The sequence below is a fragment of the Zongyangia hominis genome, assembly GCF_014385095.1.
GTDB lineage: Bacteria > Bacillota > Clostridia > Oscillospirales > Ruminococcaceae > Zongyangia > Zongyangia hominis.
Window position 1 is genome coordinate 150,934 of sequence record NZ_JACRTC010000001.1, and the last position, 26,461, is coordinate 177,394.

Annotated in this window: 19 protein-coding genes and 1 other annotated feature; of the genes, 10 read left to right on the forward strand and 9 right to left on the reverse strand. The window is 55.7% G+C overall.

All coding sequences use genetic code 11. The annotated features are described in order from the left end of the window. The first annotated feature begins 3 nt into the window (after window positions 1-3). The gene (gene feoB, locus H8709_RS00675) at window positions 4-2,010 is read left to right on the forward strand and encodes a ferrous iron transport protein B (protein WP_262396450.1); all 2,007 of its coding nucleotides are present in this window, start codon (window positions 4-6) and stop codon (window positions 2,008-2,010) included. A 14-nt stretch (window positions 2,011-2,024) separates the two neighbouring features. Further along, window positions 2,025-2,192 carry a FeoB-associated Cys-rich membrane protein gene (locus H8709_RS00680; protein WP_262396451.1) on the forward strand — a complete coding sequence of 56 codons (168 nt, stop codon included), beginning with the start codon at window positions 2,025-2,027 and terminating at the stop codon, window positions 2,190-2,192. A 566-nt stretch (window positions 2,193-2,758) separates the two neighbouring features. Here the strand turns inward: H8709_RS00680 and H8709_RS00685 are convergent. The 5 genes from H8709_RS00685 to H8709_RS00705 form a co-directional block, all read right to left on the reverse strand. Next, the gene (locus H8709_RS00685; protein ID WP_262396452.1) at window positions 2,759-4,126 is read right to left on the reverse strand and encodes a TrpB-like pyridoxal phosphate-dependent enzyme; all 1,368 of its coding nucleotides are present in this window, start codon (window positions 4,124-4,126) and stop codon (window positions 2,759-2,761) included. 128 nt (window positions 4,127-4,254) lie between these two features. Next, window positions 4,255-4,504: a binding site (T-box leader), on the reverse strand. A gap of 87 nt (window positions 4,505-4,591) precedes the next feature. After that, complete coding sequence (locus H8709_RS00690) at window positions 4,592-6,352, reverse strand: ABC transporter ATP-binding protein (RefSeq protein WP_316248732.1); 1,761 nt, start codon at window positions 6,350-6,352, stop codon at window positions 4,592-4,594. Window positions 6,353-6,607: 255 nt separating this feature from the next. Beyond that, window positions 6,608-11,707, reverse strand: a complete 5,100-nt coding sequence (locus H8709_RS00695) for a GH32 C-terminal domain-containing protein (protein ID WP_262396453.1) — start codon at window positions 11,705-11,707, stop codon at window positions 6,608-6,610. Between the two features lie 618 nt (window positions 11,708-12,325). Continuing rightward, complete coding sequence (locus H8709_RS00700) at window positions 12,326-12,493, reverse strand: hypothetical protein (RefSeq protein ID WP_262396454.1); 168 nt, start codon at window positions 12,491-12,493, stop codon at window positions 12,326-12,328. After that, window positions 12,493-12,645 carry a hypothetical protein gene (locus H8709_RS00705; protein ID WP_262396455.1) on the reverse strand — a complete coding sequence of 51 codons (153 nt, stop codon included), beginning with the start codon at window positions 12,643-12,645 and terminating at the stop codon, window positions 12,493-12,495. The genes H8709_RS00700 and H8709_RS00705 overlap by 1 nt, the downstream gene beginning before the upstream one ends. Window positions 12,646-12,820: 175 nt before the next feature. Here H8709_RS00705 and H8709_RS00710 point away from each other — a divergent pair, with 175 nt between their 5' ends. The 3 genes from H8709_RS00710 to H8709_RS00720 all read left to right on the forward strand — a co-directional run bounded on the left by H8709_RS00710 (window position 12,821) and on the right by H8709_RS00720 (window position 15,850). Next, complete coding sequence (locus tag H8709_RS00710; protein ID WP_262396456.1) at window positions 12,821-13,318, forward strand: hypothetical protein; 498 nt, start codon at window positions 12,821-12,823, stop codon at window positions 13,316-13,318. Between the two features lie 22 nt (window positions 13,319-13,340). Continuing rightward, window positions 13,341-14,198, forward strand: coding sequence for a DUF368 domain-containing protein (locus H8709_RS00715; RefSeq protein WP_262396457.1), 858 nt, complete (start codon window positions 13,341-13,343; stop codon window positions 14,196-14,198). A 233-nt stretch (window positions 14,199-14,431) separates the two neighbouring features. Beyond that, window positions 14,432-15,850 (forward strand): lipopolysaccharide biosynthesis protein, encoded by a 1,419-nt coding sequence (locus H8709_RS00720; RefSeq protein ID WP_262396458.1) that lies wholly within the window; start codon window positions 14,432-14,434, stop codon window positions 15,848-15,850. Window positions 15,851-15,913: 63 nt separating this feature from the next. Here the strand turns inward: H8709_RS00720 and H8709_RS00725 are convergent, their stop codons facing one another. The 4 genes from H8709_RS00725 to H8709_RS00740 form a co-directional block, all read right to left on the reverse strand. Continuing rightward, complete coding sequence (locus tag H8709_RS00725; RefSeq protein WP_262396459.1) at window positions 15,914-16,108, reverse strand: hypothetical protein; 195 nt, start codon at window positions 16,106-16,108, stop codon at window positions 15,914-15,916. Next, window positions 16,105-16,281, reverse strand: coding sequence for a hypothetical protein (locus tag H8709_RS00730; protein ID WP_262396460.1), 177 nt, complete (start codon window positions 16,279-16,281; stop codon window positions 16,105-16,107). Before H8709_RS00730 ends, H8709_RS00725 begins: the two co-directional genes overlap by 4 nt. Before the next feature lie 108 nt (window positions 16,282-16,389). After that, the gene (locus H8709_RS00735) at window positions 16,390-22,038 is read right to left on the reverse strand and encodes a cadherin-like beta sandwich domain-containing protein (protein WP_262396461.1); all 5,649 of its coding nucleotides are present in this window, start codon (window positions 22,036-22,038) and stop codon (window positions 16,390-16,392) included. A gap of 463 nt (window positions 22,039-22,501) precedes the next feature. Continuing rightward, window positions 22,502-22,927, reverse strand: coding sequence for a putative ABC transporter permease (locus tag H8709_RS00740; RefSeq protein ID WP_262396462.1), 426 nt, complete (start codon window positions 22,925-22,927; stop codon window positions 22,502-22,504). 155 nt (window positions 22,928-23,082) lie between these two features. Between H8709_RS00740 and H8709_RS00745 the strand changes: the two genes are divergently transcribed. From H8709_RS00745 to H8709_RS00765, 5 genes are all read left to right on the forward strand, one after another. After that, window positions 23,083-23,331, forward strand: coding sequence for a hypothetical protein (locus tag H8709_RS00745; protein ID WP_262396463.1), 249 nt, complete (start codon window positions 23,083-23,085; stop codon window positions 23,329-23,331). A 101-nt stretch (window positions 23,332-23,432) separates the two neighbouring features. Continuing rightward, on the forward strand, window positions 23,433-23,951 hold the full coding sequence (locus H8709_RS00750) for a YqeG family HAD IIIA-type phosphatase (protein WP_262396464.1): 519 nt from the start codon (window positions 23,433-23,435) through the stop codon (window positions 23,949-23,951). Continuing rightward, entirely contained in the window at window positions 23,948-24,817 is an 870-nt protein-coding gene (locus tag H8709_RS00755; protein ID WP_262396465.1) for a TIM barrel protein, read from the forward strand. The genes H8709_RS00750 and H8709_RS00755 overlap by 4 nt, the downstream gene beginning before the upstream one ends. Before the next feature lie 5 nt (window positions 24,818-24,822). After that, window positions 24,823-25,272 (forward strand): type II 3-dehydroquinate dehydratase, encoded by a 450-nt coding sequence (aroQ, locus tag H8709_RS00760; protein WP_262396466.1) that lies wholly within the window; start codon window positions 24,823-24,825, stop codon window positions 25,270-25,272. Window positions 25,273-25,284: 12 nt separating this feature from the next. After that, window positions 25,285-26,352 (forward strand): M24 family metallopeptidase, encoded by a 1,068-nt coding sequence (locus H8709_RS00765; RefSeq protein WP_262396467.1) that lies wholly within the window; start codon window positions 25,285-25,287, stop codon window positions 26,350-26,352. Window positions 26,353-26,461 lie beyond the last annotated feature (109 nt).

The following is a 26,461-nucleotide window of genomic DNA, read 5'->3' on the forward strand; positions in this document are numbered from 1 at the left end:
TCCATGGTTTTTGCACTGGTAGGTAACCAGAACAGCGGCAAAACGACACTCTTTAACCAGCTGACCGGCTCCAACCAGCATGTGGGGAACTTCCCCGGCGTCACGGTGGAGCGCAAGGATGGGGTTATTCGGGGGCAGAAGGACGCCACGGTGGTGGATCTGCCCGGCATCTATTCTCTTTCCCCCTACACCAGTGAGGAGATCGTCACCCGGGAATTTATCCTCAAACACCATCCGGACGGCATCATCAACATTGTCGACGCCATGAACATCGAGCGCAACCTCTATCTGAGCATGCAGCTCATCGAGCTGGGTGTGCCCATGGTGATCGCCCTCAACATGATGGACGAGATGCGCTCCAACGGCGGCACCGTGAAGATTTCCCAGCTTTCGGAGGAATTGGGGGTGCCGGTGGTTCCCATCTCGGCGGCCAAAAACGAGGGCATCGACGAGCTGATAGCGCGGGCCATCAAGACAGCCGAGCGCAAGCAGCTTCCCAAGCGGCAGGACTTCTGCTCGGGAGCCGTACATAGAACCATCCACTCTATCGCTCACTTAGTCGAGGACCATGCCGAGCGCATCGGTTTTCCCATGCGCTTTGTGGCCACCAAGCTGGTGGAAGGGGATGCGCCCATCGAGGAAGCGCTGCATCTGTCCGACAATGAGAAGGACATGATCGGCCACAGCATCACAGAGATGGAGCGGGAGCTTGGTACCGACAAAAAGGCGGCGCTGGCCGACATGCGTTACTCCTTTATCGATAAACTCTGCGCCGACTGTGTGGTCAAGCCCAAGGAGAGCCGGGAGCACATCCGCAGTGTCCACATCGACAACGTGCTCACCAATAAATATTTAGCCATCCCGGTGTTTCTGCTGATCATGCTCATCATCTTCTGGTTGACCTTCGGCGTGATCGGCAGCTTTTTGAGCGACTTGCTGGCCCGGGGCATCGACGCCGTAACCGGCGTCGTCAGCGCGGGGCTCACCGCCTACGGTATCAACCCCGTGGTCCATTCCTTGATAATCGACGGCGCTTTCGCCGGTGTGGGCAGCGTGCTGTCCTTTATCCCCACCATCGTAGTGCTCTTTTTCTTCCTCTCCCTGTTGGAGGACAGCGGCTATATGGCCCGGGTGGCCTTTGTGATGGATAAACTCCTGCGCAAAATCGGCCTGTCGGGGCGTAGCTTTGTGCCCATGCTCATCGGCTTCGGCTGTTCGGTGCCGGCCATCATGGCCACCCGAACCCTCTCCAGCGAGCGGGACCGGAGGATGACCATCATGCTCACCCCCTTCATGTCGTGTAGCGCCAAGCTCCCCATTTACGGCATGTTTACCATGGCCTTTTTCCCTAAGTACCGGGCCCTCGTCATGATCGGGCTGTATGTCTTGGGTATGATCATCGGCATCATTGTGGGGCTTGTCCTCAAAAAGACGGCGTTTCGGGGCAACCCCGTGCCCTTTGTCATGGAACTGCCCAACTACCGCCTTCCCAGTCCCAAGAGCGTGTGTCTGCTCCTCTGGGACAAGGCCAAGGACTTTTTGACTCGCGCTTTTACCATCATCTTTGTAGCAACTTTGATTATCTGGTTCTTCCAGACCTTTGATTTTCGTTTTAACGTGGTGCAAAACAGCGCCGACAGCATGTTGGCGGGCATCGGGCGGTTTATTTCCCCCATTTTTGCACCTCTCGGTTTTGCCGACTGGCGGGCTTCCACCGCCCTCATCACCGGATTTTCGGCCAAGGAGGCCGTCATCAGCACCTTTGCGGTGCTCACAGGCGCTTCCACCGCCAACCTACCTCAAGCACTTGCCTCCATCTTTACGCCGCTGGCGGCCAGCGCCTTCCTGGTCTTTACCCTGCTTTACACCCCCTGTGTGGCGGCCATCAGCGCCGTCAAACGGGAGATGAACAGCGGGAAGGCCGCGGCGCTGGTGGCGGTCTTCCAAAGCGTGGTGGCATGGCTGGTGGCCTGCGGGGTCTACCAGATCGGCGCGCTGTTCATCCATTAAAGAAAGAAGGAACTATGAGGCCCATCGATTATGTGATTCTTGCCATTGTGCTGGTGCTGGTTGCACTGGCGGCCCGCTACGCCTGGAAGCACCGAGGAAACTGCGGCGGCTGTCAGGGCTGTGCGGGATGCGCCCGCAAGGATTGCGCCAAGCGCAAAGAAGAAAATACGGAAAAAAAGTAAACAAAACATGAAAAAGCCCCAGCCGTCTTTTCGACTGGGGCTTTCCACCTGCCGGTGGGGGAAGCCGCGCTGTGACGCATGGGAGCCATGGTCCTGTGCGCCGCGATGAGCGCGCTAACGAAGTTAGCGGCGCATCTTTTTCCACCTACCGGTGGAGGATGTCGCTCTTAGCGCATGAGGACCGTGATTTCGGATGTAAAGGACAGCGTCCGAACAAAGACTGCGGTTTCTTTTCACCTGCCGGTGAGGGACACCGCGCTGTGGCGCAGGGGGGCGTGGCCTTGCGTGCCGCAGACAGCGTTCCAACGAAGCCAGTGGTTCCTCTCCGCCTGCCGGTGAGGGATGCCGCGCTGCGGAGCAGGGGGACCATTATCCCGTGCGGCAGCGGTGAATGCCCCACGAGAGGGCGCATGGCGCCGCCCGGATGGGAAATGACCCATGCAATGGGGACGTGGCCCTTTGCACATCGAAAAAGAGGAGCTCCCATAAAAGCGACAAAAGGCATCCAGCGTAAGCCGGATGCCTTTTTTGCCGGGGTACTGTTTTGCTTAAAAACCGAGAAGGGACTAATCGACCTTGGGAAGGCCGTCGAAGCCCTTTTGTAAATCGGCGTCGGTGGGGACGTAGTCGGTCATGTTGCCGTCGTGGTAGGCCTGATAGGCGGTCATATCGAAGTAGCCGGTGCCGGTGAGGCCGAAGAGGATGGTCTTTTCCTCGCCGGTTTCCTTGCACTTGATGGCCTCGTCCATGGCCGCGCGGATGGCGTGGGCGGACTCGGGGGCGGGGAGGATGGTTTCGTATTTGGCGAAGGTGGTCGCCGCGTCAAAGACCTTGGTCTGTTCCACGGCCACCGCCTCCATATAGCCGTCGTGGTAGAGCTTGGAGAGGATGGGGGACATGCCGTGATACCGCAGTCCGCCCGCGTGGTTGGCCGAGGGCATGAAGCCGGAGCCCAGGGTGTACATCCGGGCAAGCGGCGTCACCTTGCCGGTGTCGCAGAAATCATAAGCATATTTGCCACGGGTAAGGGAGGGGCAGGAGGCGGGCTCCACGGCCACGATGCGGGGATTCGCTTTGCCGGTCAACTTATCCTGCATGAAGGGGGCGATGAGGCCGCCTAAGTTGGAGCCGCCGCCGGCGCATCCGATGATGACGTCGGGGTACTCGCCCAGGATTTCCATGGCCTTCTTGCTTTCGAGCCCGATGATGGACTGATGCAGCAGCACCTGGTTGAGGACGGAGCCCAAGACGTAGCGGCATCCCTCGGTGCTGACGGCCTTTTCAATGGCCTCGGATATGGCGCAGCCCAGGCTGCCGCCGGTGTTCGGGTCCTTGGCCAGAATCTGGCGTCCGGCGTTGGTGGTGTCGCTGGGGCTCGCGATGACGTTGGCGTCAAAGGTCTGCATGACCGCTTTGCGGTAGGGTTTTTGGTTGTAGGAGACCTTGACCATGTAGACGGTCAGGTCCAGTCCAAAGTAGGCGCAGGCCTCAGAGAGGGCCGTGCCCCACTGGCCGGCGCCCGTTTCGGTTGTCAGACAGGTTAAACCCTGCTTCTTGGCGTAATAGGCCTGGGCGATGGCGGAATTGAGCTTGTGGCTGCCGGAGGTGTTGTTGCCCTCGAATTTATAGTAGATCTTGGCCGGGGTCTCCAGGGCCTTTTCCAGATTGTAGGCGCGGATGAGGGGAGAGGGCCGGTAAATCTTATACATCTCCTGGATTTCTTCCGGGATGTCGATATAGCGGGTGGTGGCGTCCATCTCCTGATGGGCCAAGTCCTTGCAGAAGACGGGATAGAGCTCTTCCTCTGTGGCGGGCTGCAGGGTGGCGGGGTTGAGCATGGGGTCGGGCTGCTCGGGCATGTCGGCGCGCAGGTTATACCATTGTTTGGGCATCTGGTCTTCGGTGAGATACAGTCTGTGAGGAATTTTGGTCATAGTAAGGACTCCTTTTCAAAATGAATTTCCGGGAGCGGGGAAGTGTATCGAAGACAATCTGCCACGCGGGGCTTTGGCCGCCGCATTGCCGTAAAGGACAACAAAAAAGGCTTTTGTCTCAACAATACTGTTGGGACAAAAGCCTTTGCTTCTGCGGTACCACCCAAATTGACGCTTGCGCGTCCACTCGCTCCCTATACAAACATATAGGCTCCCTTGGTAACGGGTGGAGGTCCCGTCAGGCACTACTGGGCGTTGCCGCTTTTCGTCCTGCCCTCATGAGTCCATTCAGCCCAGTGTCATCTGCTGCCTTCCACCAAACGGCAGCTCTCTGTGAGATCACGCTCTGTGCCTACTCTTCTCAATCAACGGTTTGTGGGTTGTTTGATTGCTTTTTAGTATAATCACGGCGGCCGGATTTGTCAAGCCCTCCGTGAATATTTTTTCTGTGAGCATCCTATGCCGCTATTCCTCTTTGGGTGACTGGCCGAACTGGGTGCGGTAGAGAGCGGCGTATCTTCCGTCCTTTTGCATCAGCTCCTCGTGGGTGCCCAGTTCCGCGATGCCCTCGTTGTCGATGACCACAATCCGATTGGCGTTTTTGATGGTGGAGAGGCGATGGGCGATGATGAGGGTGGTGCGGCCCTGGCTCAGCCGGTCGAAGGCCTGCTGGATGCGGGACTCAGTCTCGCTGTCGAGCGCCGAGGTGGCCTCGTCGAGGATGAGGATGGGCGGGTTTTTGAGGAAGATGCGGGCAATGCTGATACGCTGCTTCTGGCCCCCGGAAAGGAGGATGCCCCGCTCGCCCACATAGGTGTCATAGCCGTCGGGCAGCGCCATGATCTCCTTGTGGATGTCGGCCAGCATGGCGGCCTGGACCACCTCGTCCATGGTGGCGCTGCTGCGCCCATAGCGGATGTTCTGGGCGATGGTACCGGCAAAGAGGAAGACGTCCTGCTGGACAATGCCCACCGCGTCCCGCAGGGAATGGAGGGTGAGTTCCTTGATGTCCTGTCCGTCGATGAGGATGCGCCCGCCGGTGGGGTCGTAGAAACGGGGCAGGAGCTGACAGAGGGTGGTCTTGCCGCTGCCGGAGGGTCCCACCACGGCCAGGGTTTCCCCTGCGCCTAAGGAGAGGCTGACATGCTCCAAGACATTGTGCTCCCCGTCGTAGGAGAAGGAGAGGTCCTCAAACGCCACGTCTCCCCGCACGTCGGCGAGCACCTTGGCGTCGGGAGCCTCCTTGACGTCGGGTTCGATATCCATCAGCTCCGTGAAGCGCCCGAAGCCCGCCATACCGGTGGTGAATTGCTCCATGAAAGAGGTCAGGCGCTTGATAGGCTGGAGGAAGACAGCGATATAGAGGTTAAAGGTGATAAGCTCGGTGAAGGTGAGGCTTCCCCGCATGATGAAAAAGCCGCCCACCGCGATGACCAGAACGTTGAGCATGGCGGTGAGGAATTCCATGCCGGCGTTAAAGATGCCCATGGCCTTGTAAAACTCGCCCTTGGAGTTTTTAAAGCGGTCATTGCCCTTGGAAAACTTGCGGATTTCGTACTTCTCATTGGAGAAGGCCTTAGCCACCCGCATACCGGAAAGGCTGGATTCCAGATCGGCGTTGACGTCGGCCACCCGCTTTTTGACCTTGAGGGAGGCGTCGGCCATCCGCCGCTTTTGGGAGGTGGCAAAGAAGACGATGAGTGGAATCATGAAGAAGACCACCAGCGCAAGCTTCCACTGGATGGTGAACATGACGATGAAGGAACCGATGAGGGTGATCAGAGAGATGAAAAGGTCCTCCGGACCGTGGTGAGCGAGCTCCGTGATCTCAAAGAGGTCGTTGGTCACACGGGACATCAGATGGCCGGTGCGGTTCTGGTCATAGAAGCGGAAGGACAGGGTCTGAAGGTGGGAAAAGAGATCCTGGCGCATGTCGGCTTCGATGTAGACGCCCAGCTGGTGCCCTAGAAAGGTGACGATATAAAACATCACCGACCGCAGGACAAAGGCCAGAGCTACCGCGCCCATGACAAGGAAAAAGGTGCCGAAGAGCCGCTGGGGCAAAAGCTGCTCCATGGCGCCCTTGGATACCAGGGGGAAGAGCAGATCAATGGCCGCGATAAAAAAGGCGCAGACCATGTCCAGAATAAAGAGCTTCAGATGGGGCCGGTAGTAACCGGCAAAGGTGGCAAATTTGCCTTTCTTCTTACGTTTTGCTTGCTGCAAGATAAATCCCCTTTCTTTTTGGCGGTCAAAAGGGCCTGGCGTCACATCCAGAGGACGGGCGCCAAAATGCCCGAAAACACGAAAGACAAAAATAGTATACCATATTTCTCTGAGAAAGAGCAGGGGGAAAGCTCCACAAAAGTGGGGAAGGGGAGGGGCCCCATTTTGGTGATGAAGAAAGGGGGAAAACCCAGCTGGGCATAGAAAAAGGGAGACAGCTTTCGCTGTCCCCCTTTTAGGAAAAACCGTTAAGGGTTATTTTTTCTTCTTGCTGACGAGAACGACCGCGCCAGCCGCGACTGCCAGTGCCGCGAGAGCGATGGGCAGTGCGGAATTGTCGCCGGACTTGGGATTCTCTTTGCCGTCAGCGGGTTTGGAGGAGCCTTCCGGCCACTTCCAGTCGGAGCCAGAGCCGCCCGGAATGGAGGGCTTACTGGTGCTCGGCTTGGTGGTGACAGAGGTGACAGGAGGTTCGTCGGAGGTTTCGTCAGGCGCCTTGACGGTGATAATGGCGTTGATCGAGATGATGTTCGTCTCGCCGCCCAGGCCGCCAGTGGTGTCTTTGAGGGTGCCGACCGCGGTGTAGGTGCCGGCGGTGTTCAGATCCACCTTACTAAAGTCCCAACCGAGGACAGGAACGTCGACCTTTCTGCCGTCGGCCTTGGTGCCGGTGACGGAGGTGGGAAGCTGTGCGATAACAGCCTGTTTATCGGCGCCCTTTTCCACCGTCAGCGTGACTTCTTTCGGGTCGATGCTGATAACGGGGGAAGGATCTTGGATATTCACCTTGACGGTAGTGGTCACGTCTGTACCATCCACGGTGCCGATGACATCATAGGTACCGATTTCGTTCAGTTTGACAGCGCTGGTGTTCCAGGTGATGCCCACATTGTCTTGGGTCCGGCCGTCGGTCAGCTTGACCGTGACGGTGTCGGGCAGCTGTGCGGTGAGAGCATCCATCGTGCCGCCCACGTTCATGGTGATGTCGCCCACCTTGGTCTCCACTGAGGCGGGATCCGCCAGGGAGGTGACATAGAAGTTATTGATGCGTACCGTGGAATTGTTGCCCATGACGCCGATACGACCGCCGGTGTAGTTGTGATTCGGATCCTCGACATCTTTGAAGATGTCGTGCATACCCTTGTCGTCGCCGATAGCGTAGGATAGCTTGCCGTCCTTGTAGGTCAAGACAATATGATAGGTCTTGCCCTTTTCGGGGACGAAGGCGGCGTCGGAGAACATAACCTTGGCAATATCATCTTTGTGGCCGCCCCAGGGGAACTTGAACCAGCGGTATTGCTGACCGAATTCCAGGCCCTCGCCAAAGTCAAAGTTGAGGCAGTAAGAATTGCTGGGGCTGTCGCCGGCGTTAAAGACAAGGCCCAGAGCGGCTTTACCGGTGACAAAGGTAATATCGCCTTCCAGCTTGAAGCCGTCGTTAAAGACTTCGCTGCCCAGCGCAAAGCCGTCGCCGCCGGTGACGCCTTCAAAGCCGTTTTCGGTGATGGACCAGGTGCCGCCTTGGGTGGTCCAGCCCGTCAGATTGGTCTTGAAGGTCTGCTCCTTGATGCTAAAGGATGCGGAGGCCGTCTTGCCGCCGGTCTTGGTGGCCGCGTCCAAGGTGATGGAACCAGTTTTCAGTGCTTTAAAGGTGATGGAAGTTGCATCCTGGCTGATGATTTCCACAGCGCCGTCGGCGTCGGTCAGATTCCATTCGACGGACTGATCGGCGGAAGCGGGCAGGACGCGGGAATGAACGGTGATGACATCATCGGTATAGATGGTGGTATTCTCCGCCGCGTCCAGATAGAGGGCGGTGGGCTCGTTGCCGCCGGCCTCGGAATCGCGCCAGATGCTCTTGAGCGGATAGACGGTGACGTCCGCCTGGGTGTCGCCGCCCACGGAGTAGGCCTCCAAGCCGATGCTGGCATAGTCGGGGAAGATGCGCTGTGCGCCATACATTTCACCGCTGTTGGCGATGACCTCGACAGAGGACCAATCCATGAAGATACGCAGATCGATAGAGCCGTCCGCGTTCTTGTTGAGTTTGTAGCTGGAAATGGCGTTGCCGTTAAAACTGCCGTTGGGGGATTTACCCGATTTGCTGCGGTCCATGGTCAGGTTGGAGCTGGCCACGTTATATTTGACGACGGTTTCCTGGGTGGCGCCGGTGCGCAGTTTAAAGCCCACCTCGGTGACGCCGTTGCCCGGGCGCAGATTGGCTACCAGCTCGTACTGGTCGCCACGGTAATCCTTGAGGATGTTTTCGCCGTCCGGGGAGATGGTGACATCGGTTTTCTCAATGACAGCATCCTGACGCAGCTGTTTGTACTCCTCAATGGGCTCCTGGAACAGGCGGACGCCGTTGGGAGTGGTGCGCAGGGTCAGATTGTAGAACAGGGTATAGCCACCGTTGAATTTGCCGGTGATGTTGGACATATCGTCAGCATAAGCCCAGTTGCTCATCCAGCTGGTCATGATGACGCGGCCGTCGGGAGAGCACTTAAAGGTCTGGCCGGCGTAGGAGTCGGCGGCAAAGGTCATGGTGTGCTGAACATTGTCGTCGGGAACGAAAGCCCATTTGCCGTTGACCTGTTTGAGTTCACCCAGCATGTAATAACGTCCGGCGCCGCTGTAAACCCATTTCATTTTGTCTTTATTGCCGTCAATAGGCAACGGGAAAAGGTCGGGGCACTCGGAGTAGATGGCGGAAACGCCTTCCGGACGATACTGGGTGTGATCATTGTCATATCCGCTTTCCAGTGTCCAGGTTTTGAGATCGCTGGAGGAGTAGATGCGCAGCGGTCCACCGGCAGCAACCATGATAAACTTTCCAGCCGGCTCATACCAGAAGACGTTGGGATCACGGAAGTCATTGTTCTGCAGCGGGTCACCGTTGACAATATCATTTTTGCTGTCGATGACGGGGTTGCCATCATATTTCGTCCAGGTCCGGCCGTTGTCCTCAGAATAGGCCATGCTCTGCCACTGGTGGCCCGCCTGGCTGGTGTAGTACGCAACCAGACCGCCCTGATCGGTGGAGAAGAGACCGGATTTGTTCTCAGCGTCGATGACGCAGCTGCCGGACCAGATTTGGCCCAGGGAATCGGGTTCCAAAGCGACGGGAAGCTCGGTCCAGTTGATGAGATCAGAGCTCACCGCATGGCCCCACCACTGTCCCACGTTCTTCGGGGTGTTGGGATTATACTGATAGAACAGGTGCCATTCGTTATTATAATAGATCATGCCGTTGGGGTCGTTGCACCAGTTGGCTTCGGGGATGTAGTGATACTGGGGCCGCCACATCTCGGTGTTGAAGGTGGCGGGGTCCTGATTGCGCTTGACTGTGATGGTGGTGATGGAGGGGACGGAAGTGGCTGCGTCCACAATCTTCACCTGGATGTCCTGCCGGCCCACTTCCAGCGGAACGTCGATGGCGACGCCGCTTTCCGCTTCTTTGCCGCCGATGGTCAAGACGCCGTTGCCGGTTACATTGGCGGTCACCTTGATGCTCTCGGTTTCATAGGGAACATCCGGGAGGTTATAGCGGGTGGTGTTCTGTGCAAAAGCGGGGGTCAGGTCCAGGCCGTCCACTTTTAGACCGGAGAGTTTTGCAGAGATGGAAACGCCGGTCAGGTCGGTGACCTGGATATTAGAGAACTGTGCGACGCTATTCCAGGTCATGAAGCCCAGATAGCCGCCCACATACTGTTTGACCCATTCGGCGTTGACATTTTTGGATACAAAATCCGTGCCGTTGATCGTGAAGATCAGCTGTTTGTCATCCGTCATGGTCAGTTTATAATGGATGGGTTTGGTTAAGTCATCGACCTGTGTGACGACGGTCAGCGGCACCATGTTGTCGCCCATGCCGACGCCCCAAGGATCCTGGAACATCTTAACCTTGACGTCGTATTTGTCGCCGTTTTTGATGGCGGACATCTCAGCGCCGTTAAATTTTTGGGTATTGAAATTAAGTTCTCCGGATTTTGCCCCGAAGATAAAGGAAGCTTTGTTTTCATCCTTCGGATCGGTGAAAAGGATGTCCGCTTCCAGGCTGAAAGCGTTAACGGAGGTGTCGGAGATGACATAGTTGTTGCCACCTGTGTTAGCTACCTCATAGACGCCGTCGGAAACTTTGGAAAAATGCTCGCCTTTGAGGTTTTCCAGCGCCTGGGGCTTGGGAGCGCTGAGGTCGGTGACCTTGAGGCCCGTGACCTGCGCTTTGGTATTAAAGGACATAATGCCCAGATAGCCATCAGTGTAGTAATCTTTAAAAGCTTTGGGGGTGGTAATCGGGAAATCCTGACCATTGACTGTGACGATCAGGTTCTTGTCCGCGCCCACCGTCAGACTGTAGCTGATGGGGGTATCCAGGTTTTCCACTGTCCCTACGTCGATGGGCCCAACGATATTATCGGCAAGACCGATGTCGGATTTCCAGGGGTCGTGGAACATCTTGTATTTTAGGTCATAGGAGGTGCCGTTATAGACTGCGGCCAATTCGTTGCCGAAGAAGCCGTCTCCAATGTTTTCAGAAAAATCATTTTTTACGGAGCCGAAGATATAGGACGCCTTGTAAGCCATCTTGCCCTGCTCTTCGAAACCATCGGAGAGCAGCAGGTTTGATTCCAAACGGAAAGCGGACATCTTGGTGTCGGAGATGACGTGGTTGTTGCCGCCGTTTTTCCGAATCACCATGGTGTCATCGGAAGGGGTGGTGAAGTCGCCCTTGAGGTTTTCCATGCCGCCGATGGATACGACCTTGTTGTCTTCCAGCACCGTATACTGGGTGTTCTGGAAGACGGCGGATGATTTAAAGCACATCAGTCCGAGATAGCCGCCATGATAGCCTCTCAGATACGTATCGTGAATCAGCACATCGTCAATCCAAGCTTTGCAAAACTTGTTGTTGACTTCCAGTTTCATGTGATAGGTATGGTTGTCTTTGGGGGTGAAGGGGGTATTGTTGGTGCGATAGTCGGGGCCGCCGAAGGTAAACAGACGGGACCCATTGACATCGTTTTCGGGAAGATTGAAGACAATGCCGCCATCGTTGCCCACATTGTTGCTCGCCGCTCCAAATAGCAGGCCGACGGTTCTGTCGGTGCCGTCCACGATGGTGACGTCGGTTTCAAAGGTAAAACCGCCGTCCACCTTCACGTCGCTCACGGCAAAAAAGTCAAAGCCCGTTCCGGGGGAAGCAACCTTTAATCCGTTTTCCTCGTAGGTCAATAGAGAACCTACGGCTTTGATTCCTTCTAAGTTGGTGTTCCAGTTGCTCGGATCTCCGTCGATGGCGAAGACCGACATTCCTCCCGGGATGGCTACCGAGAGACATAGTGCAACAGCCAATACCAAAGAAAGAATCTTTGAAAAATTGCGTTTTGTTCGTTGCATTTTTGTGGTTCACTCCTTCTTCTTCTGTTTCCCTCTTTTCCAATGAATAGAAAAGATAAATGGATATTCTTATTTTAACAAATTATGAATTAACCTGCAATTGTTTCTGAATTGTCCGATTTTTTTATACTTTTTCCACAAAAATATTGATGCGGATGACCAAAAGGGAAGAGACGAATTTGAATAGACACATACAAGTGGAAAAAAGTGGTAGGGTTCTAGACAACTTTTCATACAACTTGTCCCGTAAAAGCCCATCCAACAGCAAAGACAATCACAAATAAGACCAATGGAATGCGCACAATAGCGGCGGAAAGGACACTCGAAACGCAAAAAGAAGGCTGCGGACCTAAATGGTCCGCAGCCTTCTTTCCTCATCTATCAAAAACCTCTCTGGCGGAGGGTTGCTGTTAGTCTGCCTGGAGCCCCACGGCCGGTAATCCGACCACCGGGGGGCATCGGCAGTATCTTATCAATTCCTGTTTGGAATGACTTTACTATACTTGGAAAATATGACCTCACTTTGATTATCTTACAAAAATTCTGCAAAGAAAAAATGAACTTTCGCTTTCGTTACTTTTCTTTTTGCCGCGCCACGATCTGCTGCATTTCGGAAAAACTGCGGATATCCTCCTGCTCCAGAGTGTGACGGATGGATGCCGGCAGGGAGTGGAAGTATTCATAGCTGGTCAAATCCTGGTCGAGCAGATCGGACAGGCCCAGATAAATCCGTTCTTCCATCATTGCGCCTCCTTTTGACATGGGCATACCTTTGTTCCCTCATATGCCACCAAAACGATGGGAGTCCCCTTTTCCTGGCTGAGCATTGTTTCCCAGTCGCGGATTTGGGCAAAGGTGTTATCGTCGAGCTTCGCGGGCTGAAATTGTTCCATGGTGATCACCTCCTTTGTTATTATCCACAGCTTGCGGAGGATTAGAAGAGAAAGATTATGACAAACATAGAATATACCGGCGCGTTCACAATTTCTGGTGTTTTGTCTTCCCGTTTTATGCTATAATACTGCAAGAAAATTGACGCCCGAGTTTCCCGTCGAAAGAAGGTCCACCATGGAGATCGAACGCAAATTTTTGATCGATGATTTTCCCAATCTTCCCGAAATCGACCGTGCCAAAGTGGAGCAGGGCTACCTTTCCACCTGCCCGGTGGTGCGTATCCGAAAGAAAGAAACGCCCCAAGGCGCCAGTTACCGGCTGTGCTTCAAGGGCACGGGGACGCTGTGCCGGGAAGAGATCGAACTGGATCTGGAAGAGGACGTCTACGAGCGGTTGTGCCGGCTTTTATGTATGCCGCCCATCCGCAAGGATTACCGGGTCTATGCCCTCCCGGAAGGACTGCGATTGGAATGCAGCTTGGTGGACGAGGGGGAAGAGGGAGCGTTTTTTTACGCCGAGGTCGAGTTTGAAAGCGTCGAGCAGGCCCATACCTTTGTGCCACCCGCCTTTTTGGGGCGAGAGCTCACCGAGGTGCCCGGCAGCAGCATGAGTAACTTCTGGGAGAGGAAGAAGCGCCGCCTCGGGATAGAGGGCCCGAGCGAAAGATCTTGAAAAAGGAAACGAGGAATTTTGGATGGAATTTATAAAAAATCTACTCAGCGGCGCCATCATCGGCATCGCGGAAGTCATTCCCGGCGTCAGCGGCGGCACGCTGGCGGTGCTGCTGGGCATCTATGACAAGCTCATTGGCGCCATCAGCCATTTGCGGGAGGGATTTCGCAAGAATTTGCGCTTCCTGCTTCCTTTGGTAGCGGGGGCCGGCGTCAGCATCCTGCTCTTTAGCCGGGTCATCGAATTCCTGCTCAAAAATTTCCCCATGGCTGTCAACTTTTTCTTTTTGGGTCTTATTGTGGGCATCATTCCCATGCTCTATAAACGGGCGACGGCCGACAGATTTAAACCTGTCCATCTGTTTCCCTTCTTTATCACGTTGGCGGTCATGCTGGCCATCGTCTTCTGGTCGGGCGCCTTTGCTCCGTCTGCGTCCAGCGTCCTCATCACCACCATGGACCCGCTGACCTTCCTGCGCTTTCTCTGCGTGGGGGTGGTGGCCGCCGTCTGCCTGATTTTGCCGGGCATCAGCGGCTCGATGATGATGGTGATCTTCGGCATCTATGACTCGGTGATCTCGGCGGTCAGCAGCCTGAACATCATTGTGCTTCTGCCGGTGGGCATCGGCGTCCTCATCGGCATCCTTTTCGGCGCCAAGGCCATGGACGCCTGCCTGCACCGCTTCCCCCAGGCCACCTATTTTGCCATTTTGGGGCTGGTCATCGGCTCCATCGGCTGTGTTTACATGAAGGCGGGCTTTGCGCTGTTCACCATGGACGGCGCCATCGCCATCGTCACGTTGGTCATCGGTATGGTGATCTCCCTGCTTTTTTCCTCCGAGCGCTTTCACAAGAAAACGGCGGTGGCCGCGGAGGAGTAGCGACCCGGCAGAGGGATTGGGAGGATCATCCGGCACCGGTGGGGAGAGGCGGTTGGTACGCGCAGTTTACAGTGATTGCGACCATCAACTTTCCATGCAGTACCGCAGATCCACGGAAAAGGATTTGCGGTATTTTCTTTAACTTTTGCATATGGAAGCGTTTTCGTATATAATATGTAAGAATTCCCTGTTTTCCACCCCCGCGACTTTCAGAGAGACATGAGGAGAACGATGTGAACAAGTATAAAAAACTGATCTCCAATACCGCCATCTTTGCCATCGGGACGTTCAGCTCCAAGGTGCTGGTCTACCTGATGATGCCCCTATATACCCGGGTGCTGAGTACGGCGGAATACGGCGTCACCGACCTGGTGGTGCAGACGGGCAACCTCCTGCTGCCACTGGTGAGCCTGGGTATCATCAACGGCGTGGTGCGCTTTGGCCTGGACCGCAGCGTGCGAAAAAGCGACGTCTTTTCGACGGGGCTCCTCTCCATCCTAGGGGGCTTCTGCCTGCTATTGCTCTTTGCGCCCCTCATCAACAAAATCAAATATGTCTCCGATTACACGATGATGATGTATTTCTTCGTGTTCATGTCCTCCATGCGCTCCCTCTGCTCCCAGTTCGTCAAGGCCCGAGGGTTGGTCCGGCTCTATGCGCTGGACGGCATCCTGAGTACCATCACCACCATCCTCTTTAACATCCTGTTCCTCGTAGGCTTTCGCTGGGGCGCGCTGGGCTATATCCTGGCCATCATCTGCTCGGACACCTTGTCGGTCCTCTTTCTGTTTATTACGGCGGGGCTCACAAGATACATCCGCTTTCGGGGGATGGACACCATTACCGGCCGGGCCATGCTGGGCTACTCCCTGCCGCTGATCCCCAACACGGTCTTCTGGTGGATTATCACTATGTCCGACCGCTACATTGTTGCCTATATGCTGGGCAGCCAGGCAAACGGCCTATTGGCAGCCGCCTATAAAATACCGACCCTCATTCAGTTGGTGTCCAGCATCTTCATGGACGCCTGGCAGCTTTCCGCCGTCACTGAGGAGCAGTCACGGGAAAAATTCTTCACCAAGGTTTTCCGATGCTACGGATCTTTGGTCTTTATGGCGGGATCGGGGCTCATCCTTTTCTCCAAGCTCATCACCAAGCTCATGGTTTCCCAGGAGTTTTATTCCTCTTGGAAATATATCCCGTTTCTCGTCATGGCCACTGTTTTCTCCTGCCTGGTCAACTTCTTGGGCAGTATCTACATGGTGGAGAAGAAGAGTCTGCTCACCCTGCTGACCACGGCGGCGGGGGCCATTGTCAACATCGTGCTCAACTTCCTGCTCATCCCCATCTGGGGGGTCACAGGCGCGGTGTTTGCCACCTTCATCGGTTATTTCGTCGTCTTCCTGCTGAGAGCCATGGATACGAGACGGTTTATTAAGATGCGCTGGAACGCGTTAAAAACGACCATCAACACCTTCATCCTCTTCGGCCAGTCCCTGATTATGATTATGGAGCTGCCGCTGTGGATTGTCTGGGAAATCCTGCTGACGGCGCTGATGCTCGTCCTCAACAGCGGCGAGATCATTGTCAGCCTGCGCCGGGCGCTGCTGCCGGTGCTGCAAAGAAGAAAGCTCAAAAAGGGCCAAAGATAAGATGGCAAAAAGAGCCCCCGGTTCCTTCCTGGAGGAACCGGGGGCTTCATGCTGTCAAAACGGCTATTTATCGCCGCTGAGCAGGTTGTCGGCATAGCGCCGGAGGGCCTCCGGGTTGTGGATATTGTCGGCGCGCTGGCAGATGGTCTCCTGTACATAGGAAGGAAGAGAAGAGAAGAACTGGTTGATTTCGCCGTCCTGACGAATCATCTCATGCAAGTCGCGGTACTGATGGGGCATGAAAATCACCTCTTTCAATCATGTCGCGCGGTATCATCCATTTCCTGCCAGAGCTCTTCGGCGCACTCCTGGAGTTCTCCCAGGGTGGTCAGCTCCACGCCGGAAGCGTCCAGCGCGCTTTGTACGTAGCCGGGCAGGGATAGATAGTATTCGCGCAAGTCGGGATTGTCCCGGTAAAAGTTTGCGGACATCCAATCACCTCGCTTTTAGTTTTGCCCGGGAGAAGCGCTTCATTCATGCCGGCCGGTTTGAGCAAAAAAAGAAAGCCGCTATGCGCGGCTTTCTTTTTTAAGACGTTCTTATTTCTTCTTTTTGCGGGAAGCCCAAACGGCGGTGCCGGCTGCTGCTGCCAGGATGGCAAGGGCTACCGGAAGCTGGGAAGCATCGCCCGCTTTAGGGTTATCCTTTCCGCCATTTGCGGAGGAAGAGGAACCGGGCCACTTCCAATCGCTGTTCGAGCCGCCGGGGATACTGGGTTTGACAGTACCGCCGCCGGATTTCTCAGCGCGGGTGACTTTGATGGTGTAGGTGTTGACACCGCCGTCCGCTCCGGTGAGGGAGAGGGTGATGGTGTTTTCGCCCACATTCAGGGGGATAGCTTCAGAGAACTGGCCGCTTGTCAACTGCATGTCGCCAATCTTGACAGTGATGCCTTCAGCGAAGGCGGCTTTCACCTTGATTGTGTTGACGGCATAGGCCACAGAGGCGGTGTAATTGTTGACGTCCGCTGCAAACGCCGGTTTTAAGGTGCCCTGCGAGAGCTCCAGGCCGTCCAGCACCGGCGTGACGATGGGAGGCTCACCCTTTTCAGCGCGGGTGACTTTGATGGCATAGGTGTTGACGCCGCCGTCCGCTCCGGTGAGGGAGAGGGTAATGGTGTTTTCACCTACATTCAAAGCGATGGCATCGGAATCCTGACCGCTTGTCAGCGTCTTGTCGCCGATCTTAACGGTGGTGCCATCAGCGAAGGTGGCTTTGACTTTGACGCTTTCCACCCCGTTGTCCACAGACGCCGTATAGGCCGTGACATTGGAAGCGAAGGCGGGAGTCAGCGTGCCGTCGGAGAGGGCCAGACCTTCGAGAACCGGCGTCTGGATGGCAGGCTCCCGGGTGACCTTGATGGTGTAGATATTCTCGCTCACTCTGTCTTTGAGGTGGATGGTGATGGTATTTTCACCTACGTTGAGCGGGACCGTCTTCGCTTCGCCGATGGCGACCGGATCACCGTTGACGGTGCCGCTGACGGTGGTGGCCCAAGCAAAGACAGAGGTCACGTCGATGCTCTCCACGTCGTTTGCAACCGTCATGGTGTATTCGTTGACGGTGGGATCAAAAGCGGGAGAGAGTTCGCCTTTGGAGAAGTCGACGCTGGTGAGCAGGGGAACCACAGGAACCGGTGTCGTCTCGCTCCAGGCGGAGTTCATTGCGTAGATGTTCATGGAATCCACCTTGACATTGCCGCCGGTGGTGAAGAATTCCATGCCGGTATTGGCCGAGTTGGGATAATAGAAGGTATTGACGGAAGTGATGCCGTCGTTGCCAAACGCGTCGATGATGGAGGTATCCACCAGGATGCGCAGTTTCAGCTTATCCCCATTGGGTGCGAGGGACAAGGATTTGACGCCGGTGGAGAGAACGCCGGAATTATTTTTGTCGACGATCAGCTTCTGGTTGGTCACATCGTACTTGACGACGGTCTTCTGATCTCCCGCTGTGCGCAGGTTGAAGCCGAACTCGGTGGCGCCGCCCAGGGTAAACTCCGCTTCAATATCGTAGAGAGTACCGTTCACATCTTTTAAGATATTCTCACTATCCGGTGTGACGGAAATGTTTTCCACCGTGTAAAGGGGATCGGGGGAACGGAGGGATTTCATTTCCTCGATAGGATAGGTGGCAAGCTTGATCTGGCCGCCTACGTTGTAAAGCTTCGCTTCCAGCGGCATGGACTGGTTACCGTTCCAGTTTTTGTCGTAGGCTTTGAGCGCATCTGCGTTGGATTCAGGCATCCAGCTGATGAGGACGGTGCGGCCGTCCGGCGTGTTGGAGAAGCTCTGGGTGGCGTACATGTCGCCGCCGGAGCCGCCGCCGAATCCTCCTTCGTAGAAGGACAGCCGGTTGGTGTCCGCCTTAAAGACGTACTTGCCGCCTTCCTTGACCAGGTCGCCGATGACGTAGAAGACGCCACAGCCGCTGTAAACCCATTTGACTTGGTCTGTGCCTTCTACCTTCAGCGGATAGAGATCCGGGCATTCGGACCAGATGCCGCTGCCGTCATTGTAGTCAATGTCGCTGTTGTGGGTCCATGTTTTTAAGTCGGGGGAGGTGAAGATGCGGGCCCGTCCACCGGCCACGACCATCAGCCACTCCTGGGTGTCTTCCATCCACATGACCTTCGGGTCGCGGAAGTCGCCGCCGTATTTGTTGCCCTCGTTGGGGATGACGGAGTTGCCTTCATATTTAGTCCAGGTCAGGCCGTTGTCCTTGGAGTAGGCCAGAGCCTGGCGTTGGCCGCCGCCCTCGCCCGGGTGAGGACCATTGGCAAAATAGGTGAAGACCGCAACCATCCGGGACTCAGGCGGAGTGGAATCATCGAAGAAACCGGATGTATTATTCCGGTCAATGACGCCGGAGCCGGAAGCCATGATACCGATATCATCGGGATACAGGGCGATGGGAAGCTCGGTCCAGTGGACCATGTCCTTGGAAACGGCATGACCCCAGTGGGACTGGCCGTCGTGATAGAGGACCGCGGGATTATACTGGTAATACAGGTGGTATTCCCCGGTTTCGGCATTGTAGACCATGCCGTTGGGGTCGTTGCACCAGTACTGCATCTGGGAGAAGTGGAACTGGGGACGGAAGGTCTCATTGTAGGCGTCTCCCAGGTTATAGGGCTTGTTGACGGCAATCTTGACCGCTCTGGAGAGCACGCCGTCGGCGCTAGTGAGCACCAGATTGATGATGTTTTTGCCGGTGCCCAGCGGGATGACGTCGGATTCCACACCGCTTGTGAGCTTTTTGCCATTGAGGGTAGCGGTGATGCCGTCGAAGGACGCTTTGACCTTGACCGAAGCGGTGTCCACCGGCACGTCGGAGGTGTAATCGTAGCAGCTCGGATCAAAGGACTCGTTGAGGTTTGCACCGATGAGTTCTAAGCCCTGGAGCTGCGGGAACACGATGCCCTTGAGGGAGAGGTTCGTAAACTTCGCGCCGGTGTTAAAGGTCATAAAGCCTACATGGCCGCCGGTGTAACCGCTCAGCGTCGTGTTGACTAAGGGATTGTCCATATCGTTGACATAGACTTTTAACACGTTATTGAGGTCGATGGTGACCTTGAAGTTCATGGGCTTATCGGAGGTGCCGGCGGGCAGGTTGACCTGCTCGTTGAGGCCATCTTTTTTGTCCCAGTTTTTCTCACAGAACACCCGCATGGTGTTGCCGCGGCTGGGCTGGATGTGGATGGCGCTCCAATCGTTGCCGGAGGCCTGGGTGTCGCCCACGCCGAACATGAGACCAGCGGCGGTGTCACCGTCGAGAATCTCCATGGTGGCTTTGTACTCCATGGCGGTGGTGTAACCGTCAAAGACGGCGAAATTGTTGTAGGAGCCGCCCTTTTCCATGACATAGCCGTCGGCGGCATTGCCGGTGACGTGCTCACCGTGGAGCTCGCCCAGCTCCAGGTCGGTCAGCTCGTAGGTGGAAAGGGGATCCTCCGGCTCACCGGAATAAATCTTCACATCGGTAAACTTGGCGGAAGTATTGTTGGTCATAAAGCCCAGATAACCGCCGGCATAGGCCTCAAATTTCTTGTTGATGACCGGGATATACATATTGCCGATGTACACTTTGACCATTTTATCCTGACCAACGGTGATCTTGATGGGGATGATCTTCTGGTTCATCACCGAGTCAGGGAGGGAGACTTTGTAGTCAAACTTATCCCGTCCCGCCGGCGGATTAAAGTATTCATATTCATAGAATACACGGGCGGTTTTCTCATTGTTGTTGATGTGCAGAGCGCAAAATTTTCTTCCCAGGTTGTTTTTATCCCCGATGCCGAACATGAGACCGGCAGCGGAGCTGTTACTGGTAAATTCCATATTCGCTTCAAAGGAGAAGGGGCCGACCAGGTTATCGAGAATGGCGAAGTTATTGCCAAGCCCGGCGCCCTCCAAAAGATAGCCGTCAGCAGCATTGCCGGAGGCCTTGGAGCCTTCGGGAACAATCAGATTGCCCGGCTCTACATACTGGCTTTCGGGAAGCTGATAGGTGAGATTGACGTTATCAAAGGTCACGTCGGAATTCCAGGTCAGCAGTCCCATATAGCCTCCGGCAAAGCCTTCCACCTTCTGGGAAGTGACCACTTCGTTGTTGGTGGTGCAGGTGAGGGTGCCGTCGGCGGCCAGCTCCACTTTGAGATGGAATTGGTTGGAGGCCTGCTCGGTCTCGGTTAGCGCCCGGGATTCCTCCTTGCCCACGCCGTTGACACGGAAGAATCGGGTATTTTTATCGGTTTTGTTGACGTTGAGACAGTACCAGCGGTCGGAGGGACTGCTGGGATTGGCGATGCCGAAGACCAGACCGCCGGCCGGACCAACGTTGATGGTCATGTCCGCCTCATAGGTAAAGGAGGAACCGGAGGGTAGATAGATGTCCGAAAGAGCAAAGGCATCGCCGATGGTCTCATTGGCGCCGCGGTAGCCGGGGGAAGCTTTTTCCCAGGTGCCTACGACTCCATGCCAACCGGTTGCATTGGTATGGAATACCTTTTCCTCTGCGGAAGTGCTCAGAAGCGCGCTGTGGAAATCCACCTTGCTTTTATAGGTGAGTAGTCCAAAGTAGCCGCCGTTAAAGCTGATGGGCTCATTTTCCATCACAGCGACATCGTTTAAGTAAGAGCTGAAGTGGCCCTCGCCGTCGTAGACTACCTTGATGGTATAGTCATCTGTAGCGAGCTCGTCGGTGGTCAGATCGCGGCCTTTTTCAGACTGCAGACCGTTCTTGACATGGAAGATACGGGAATCTTTCTTACCGCCGCGGTTACCGCTTTTGTCCACATTGGCGCAGTACCAGTCGGCGCTGGGATTATTCGGATCCGCGACGCCGAAGACAATACCGCCTGCGGTACCCTCGACGATGGAAAAGCTGGCTTCATAGGTGAAAGCCTGCTCTGCGGACACATAGGCGCCGCTCATGGCGAATCCATCGCCGACATCCATATTATTCCCTTGGAAACCGGAATCGACCAGGCTCCAGGAGCCGTTTTTGCCGGTCATGCCGGGCAGATTGGTGGTAAAGCCCTGGGTCACGCCGTTGACGGTGAGCATGGCGTTGTGGAAGGTCACATCGCTTTGGAAGGTGAGCAGCCCGAAGCTGCCGCCGTCAAACGTGACGTCTTCATTGTCGACTACCACATTGCCGTTGAGGTAGGAGCTGATGTGCCCCGCACCGTCATAGACGACTTTGAGGGTGAAGTCGTTGGCTTTCAGTTCTTCCGCGGTCAGATTGCGTCCCTTATCAAAGGCGAGAGGCTGACCTTGGAGAACGTGGAAGATGCGGGAGTCACCCTGCCCATTGGAACGGGACTTGTCGATGTTGGCGCAAAACCAATCGGCACTGGGGTTTCCAGTGTCCGCGACACCGAAGACGATGCCGCCCGCTTTGCCCTCGTTGACGGTGAAGCTCGCTTCGTATGTAAAGGCGTCTCCAGCTTCGACCTTTACATCGGAGAGATAGAACCCGTCGTTCATCGAGCCATTGCTGCCGCGTACGCCGTCGGACCCAATGGCCCAATTGCCGCTAAAACCATTCCATCCGGTGAGATTGGTGATAAACTGCGTTCCTCGAAATTGCTCCGGCCCGTCGGCGGCAAAGGCCGTGACGCCCGGTATCAGAGAGGTCAGGCAAATAGCAATCGCTAAGGTCAGCGACAGCAATTTTCTGCGCAATTTTTTCCCTGACTTTGTTGGGGTTGATTGCATTTCATTTCCACTCCTTCTTCTTATAATCCAACAGAATGGTCCCTTCCCCTTTCCGTCCGGGTGGAAGAAAAGGGATAGGCAAAGAGAATGCTAGCGTTTCCTTGCTGTTTTTTGCCAAATCAAGGGACCAACGGTTGATGTCATTATAACATTTCTTCTTTTTGTCTTCAATTAGATCGCAACATGTTTAATTTTTTTGTTGATATTGTCCTGATCTATGGGGAGCATTTAGGAATATTTCTGAAAGAGCGGAGTACAACTTATGAAAAATCATAGTAATTTGCATTGATTGCGTTATATCGTATATACAACTTGCGATGCATTGCGAAATTGGGGGCTGTCTGTGGAACAAATTTTGATGGCCTTCAACAAAAAAATCGCCCGGGCCCCGAAGGGCCTGGACGATTTGGAGGGACGGCGAAAAGCCGCTTTATTGCCGGGAAGCGGGGAGCAGGAAATGCCTGCGCCGGGGGATAAAGATGCTGCGATTGAGAAAGGTGGTGACGCCGTAGATGGGGATGGATAACAAGAACCACAGGATGGTGTAGAGCGGGCAAATTTGGCCGAACAGGTTGAGGGGGCGGGAGGAGTAGTCCCACACATTCCAGTGCAGCTGCAAATTGACGATACATCCGACCACAAATTCGGCAGTGGTAATCACAGCCGAGCCGATGGCACATTTTTTAAAGAGGGAGAGGCGTTCAAACTTTGTATAAAGATGATAGAGGATACAAAAACAGGTGCCGCCGGTGACGCCCATGGTCCAGTGGGTAAATCCGCGCCATAGAATTTCGATGCAGGAATAGGTGCAGGAGCCAATGAGAAAAACTGCCGGCAGCCTTTTCGCGAGCTTCATGGGTGTTTTCCTCCTTCCAAAAGTACTTGCAGCAATACTGTTTGCGGGAGGAAAGAAAATAAACCATGCAAATGGTGGAAACGAAAAGCGCGCCTGATAATGAGGAGAGAGTGGGGAAAACTGAAAACACAAACCAATAGGAAAGGAAGAACACTATGAAAAATATCGTCGAGCACAATCCGTTTGGACATCCGGCCAACAGCGACCACGCTTCCCCCGACCTGCCGGTGGGATTCGGCATGGCGCTAGCTCAGGACACGGCGGCCATGGACCGCTTTGCCCATCTACCGGAACAGGAAAAGGAAAATATCATCCGGGACATCCAGTCCTCCCGCACCGGCCCGGAAGCCAAGGCAAAAATCCACGACGCGGTGGCGAGACTCAGCGAGAGCGCCCAGATGTAGCCACGAAACAGCCGCCGCGCCGGATGGGGGAGAGCTTTACACCGGGGAAAAATCGTATTATACTGTGTTTTATAAATACGTCAGTGAAACGGAGTAGGATTATGGCCCTCATCAGACCCACCATCATGCTCGATAACATTACCCAAATCGACGGCCCCTTTCTGCGCCGCCACCAGATCGGCGCGCTGATGCTTGACGTGGACAACACCCTGAGCCTCCACGGCAATCCGGAGCCCTACGAGGGCATCGCCGCCTGGGTCAAACGGATGCGGGACATAGGGGTGGAGATGATCATCGTTTCCAACAACAGCCGGGAGCGGGTCCAGCCCTTTGCCGACAAGCTGGGGATCCCCTGTGTGGGCGGCGGCTACAAGCCGTTGTCCAAGGGAATGCGGGAGGCCCAGGCCATGCTCAAAACCCCCAAAAGGCACTGCGCCATCGTGGGGGACCAGCTTTTCACCGACATCATGGGCGGCAACCTCTACGGCATCACCAGCATCCTTGTCACCCCTTATCAGTTGGAGGACAAGACGGGCTTTAAGATCAAGCGGGGACTGGAGCGGGGATTTCTCCGCCGCTACCGGCGTGCCCAGAACAAAAACGGAGGAGGCGGACGATGACCGCGTTATTCGGTCCGGCGGGCAACAGCGAGAGCTTTACGGCCATGGGCTACAAATCCTTTGCCGAGGTGCCGGCATATATTGAAAGAATGGGGCTGGACGCCTACGAGTACCAGTGCGGCCACGGCGTGCGGATTTCCGACGCGTCGGCGGCTCAGCTGGGGGAGCGGGCCCGGGAGAAAAACGTGACCCTCTCCCTCCACGCCCCCTATTATATTTCCCTTTCCAGCCTGGAGGAGGAAAAGCGGGACAATTCTATCCGCTATATACTCCAAAGCGCCAAAGCGGCCAAGGCCATGGGGGCCGGGCGGATTGTGGTCCATTCCGGCTCCTGCGGCAAGATGAGCCGGGAGGAGGCCCTCGCTCTTGCTATGGACACCATGGGCCGGGCGGTGGCCGCCCTGGATGAGGCGGGGTACGGGGACATCCATATCTGTCCCGAGACCATGGGAAAGGTTAATCAACTGGGCACCCTCGATGAGGTGCTCGCCCTGTGCGGCCTCGACGAGCGGCTCATCCCCTGCATCGACTTTGGCCATCTCAATGCCCGCACTTTCGGCGGGCTGAAGACCTTTGGCGATTACGAGGCCATTTTCGACGCCATGGAAGACAAACTGGGGGAAGAGCGGATGCGCCGGTTCCATGCCCATTTCTCCAAGATAGAGTATACCGAGAAGGGCGGGGAAAAGGCCCATCTGACCTTCGAGGACAAAATTTTCGGCCCCGACTTTACGCCGGTGGCGGAGCTCTTGGTGCGAAAAAATTGCGCCCCCACCATCATCTGCGAGTCCGCAGGGACCCAGGCCGAGGACGCCGGGACTATGAAGCGCATCTATGAGGCGGCCCTCATGACAAAAGAAAACTGACAGGAATGGAGAGAACATCAGTGAAAAAGATATTGGCCATCCACGGGCCCAATTTGGATTTGCTGGGCAAGCGGGAGCCCCAGATTTACGGCTATGAGACGCTTGCGGACATCAATGAACGCATCTGCGGGGAAGCAAAGAAATTGGGCATGGCGTGCGATACCTTCCAGTCCAACTACGAAGGGGCGCTGGTGGAGAAAATCCACGAGGCGCTCACAGACTACGACGGCATCCTGCTCAACGCCGGGGCCTACACCCATTACAGCTATGCCATCCGGGACGCCATCGCGGCCGTGAAGAAGCCCTGTGTGGAGGTGCACCTTTCCAACATCCACGCCAGGGAGGAGTTCCGGCATACCTCGGTGATCGCGCCGGTCTGCGCCGGCCAGATCGCGGGCTTTGGTTCTTACAGCTACATCTTAGCCGTTCACGCGCTGAGCGAGCTTTGTAAATAAAGGAAGCGTATCATGAGACATATCGAATCTTTCATGCGTCATCTCCCCGAAGGGATCGACGCGGCGCTCATCACGTCCCCGGAGAACCGGCAGTATCTCACCGGCATGCATTCCAGCGCCGGCGTGGTGGTCGTCACCCGCAACCAAAGCTATTTCCTCATCGACTTTCGCTACATCGAGGCCGCCCGGGAGAGGGTCCGGGGCATGGAGGTCGTCCTGCTCGAGAAGATGCAGCGGCAGCTCTCTGAAATTTTCGCCCGCCACGGCGTCGAGCGCGTCGGGGTGGAGGAAAGCTTCATGAGCCTCTCCGACTTCGCGAGCTACCAAAAGAGCTTTCCCACCCTGGAGTTTGTGGAAAAGAGCGGGGTCAGCGGGGTTCTGTCCGCCCTACGGATGAGAAAGGACGAGGGGGAGCTTCGCTGTATCCGACAGGCCCAGGAGATCACCGACGCGGGCTTTGCCCATATCCTCGACTACATCTGCCCCGGCCGCACCGAGCGGGACATCGCCTTAGAACTGGAATTTTTCATGCGGCGGATGGGGAGCGAGGGGACGGCCTTTGACTTCATCGTGGTCAGCGGCAAAAATTCCTCCCTGCCCCACGGCGTCCCCACCGGGAAAGCGGTGGAGAAGGGCGACTTTGTCACCATGGATTTTGGCGGCGTGGTGGACGGCTACCGCAGCGACATGACCCGGACGGTGGCAGTGGGGGAAATTGACGACGAGCAGCGGCGGGTGTACGATACCACCCTTTCTGCCCAGCTCGCGGCCCTCTCCGCCATCAAAGCGGGGGAAAGCTGCGCGAAGATCGACAAAATTGCCCGGGACATCATTGATGGCGCCGGGTATCAGGGTTGCTTCGGCCATGGCCTCGGCCACAGCGTAGGGCTTTTCATCCACGAAGAGCCCCGGCTCAGCCCGGGCTGTCAAGCGGTTTTGGAGCCGGGCGTCCTTATGACGGTGGAGCCGGGCATCTATCTGGAGGGGCGGTTCGGCGTGCGCATTGAGGACCTGGTGGTCGTCCGGGAGGACGGCGCGGAGAATTTGACAAAGTCCCCGAAAAAGCTGATTGTTTTATAGAGAAAGTGCAAAAACCCCTTGAAAAATACGGGAAGATCATATAAACTTAGTATGATAAGACGAGATGGCTGTCAGAGCGCAAAAAGCACTGCGGCGCCCGCGAAAAATT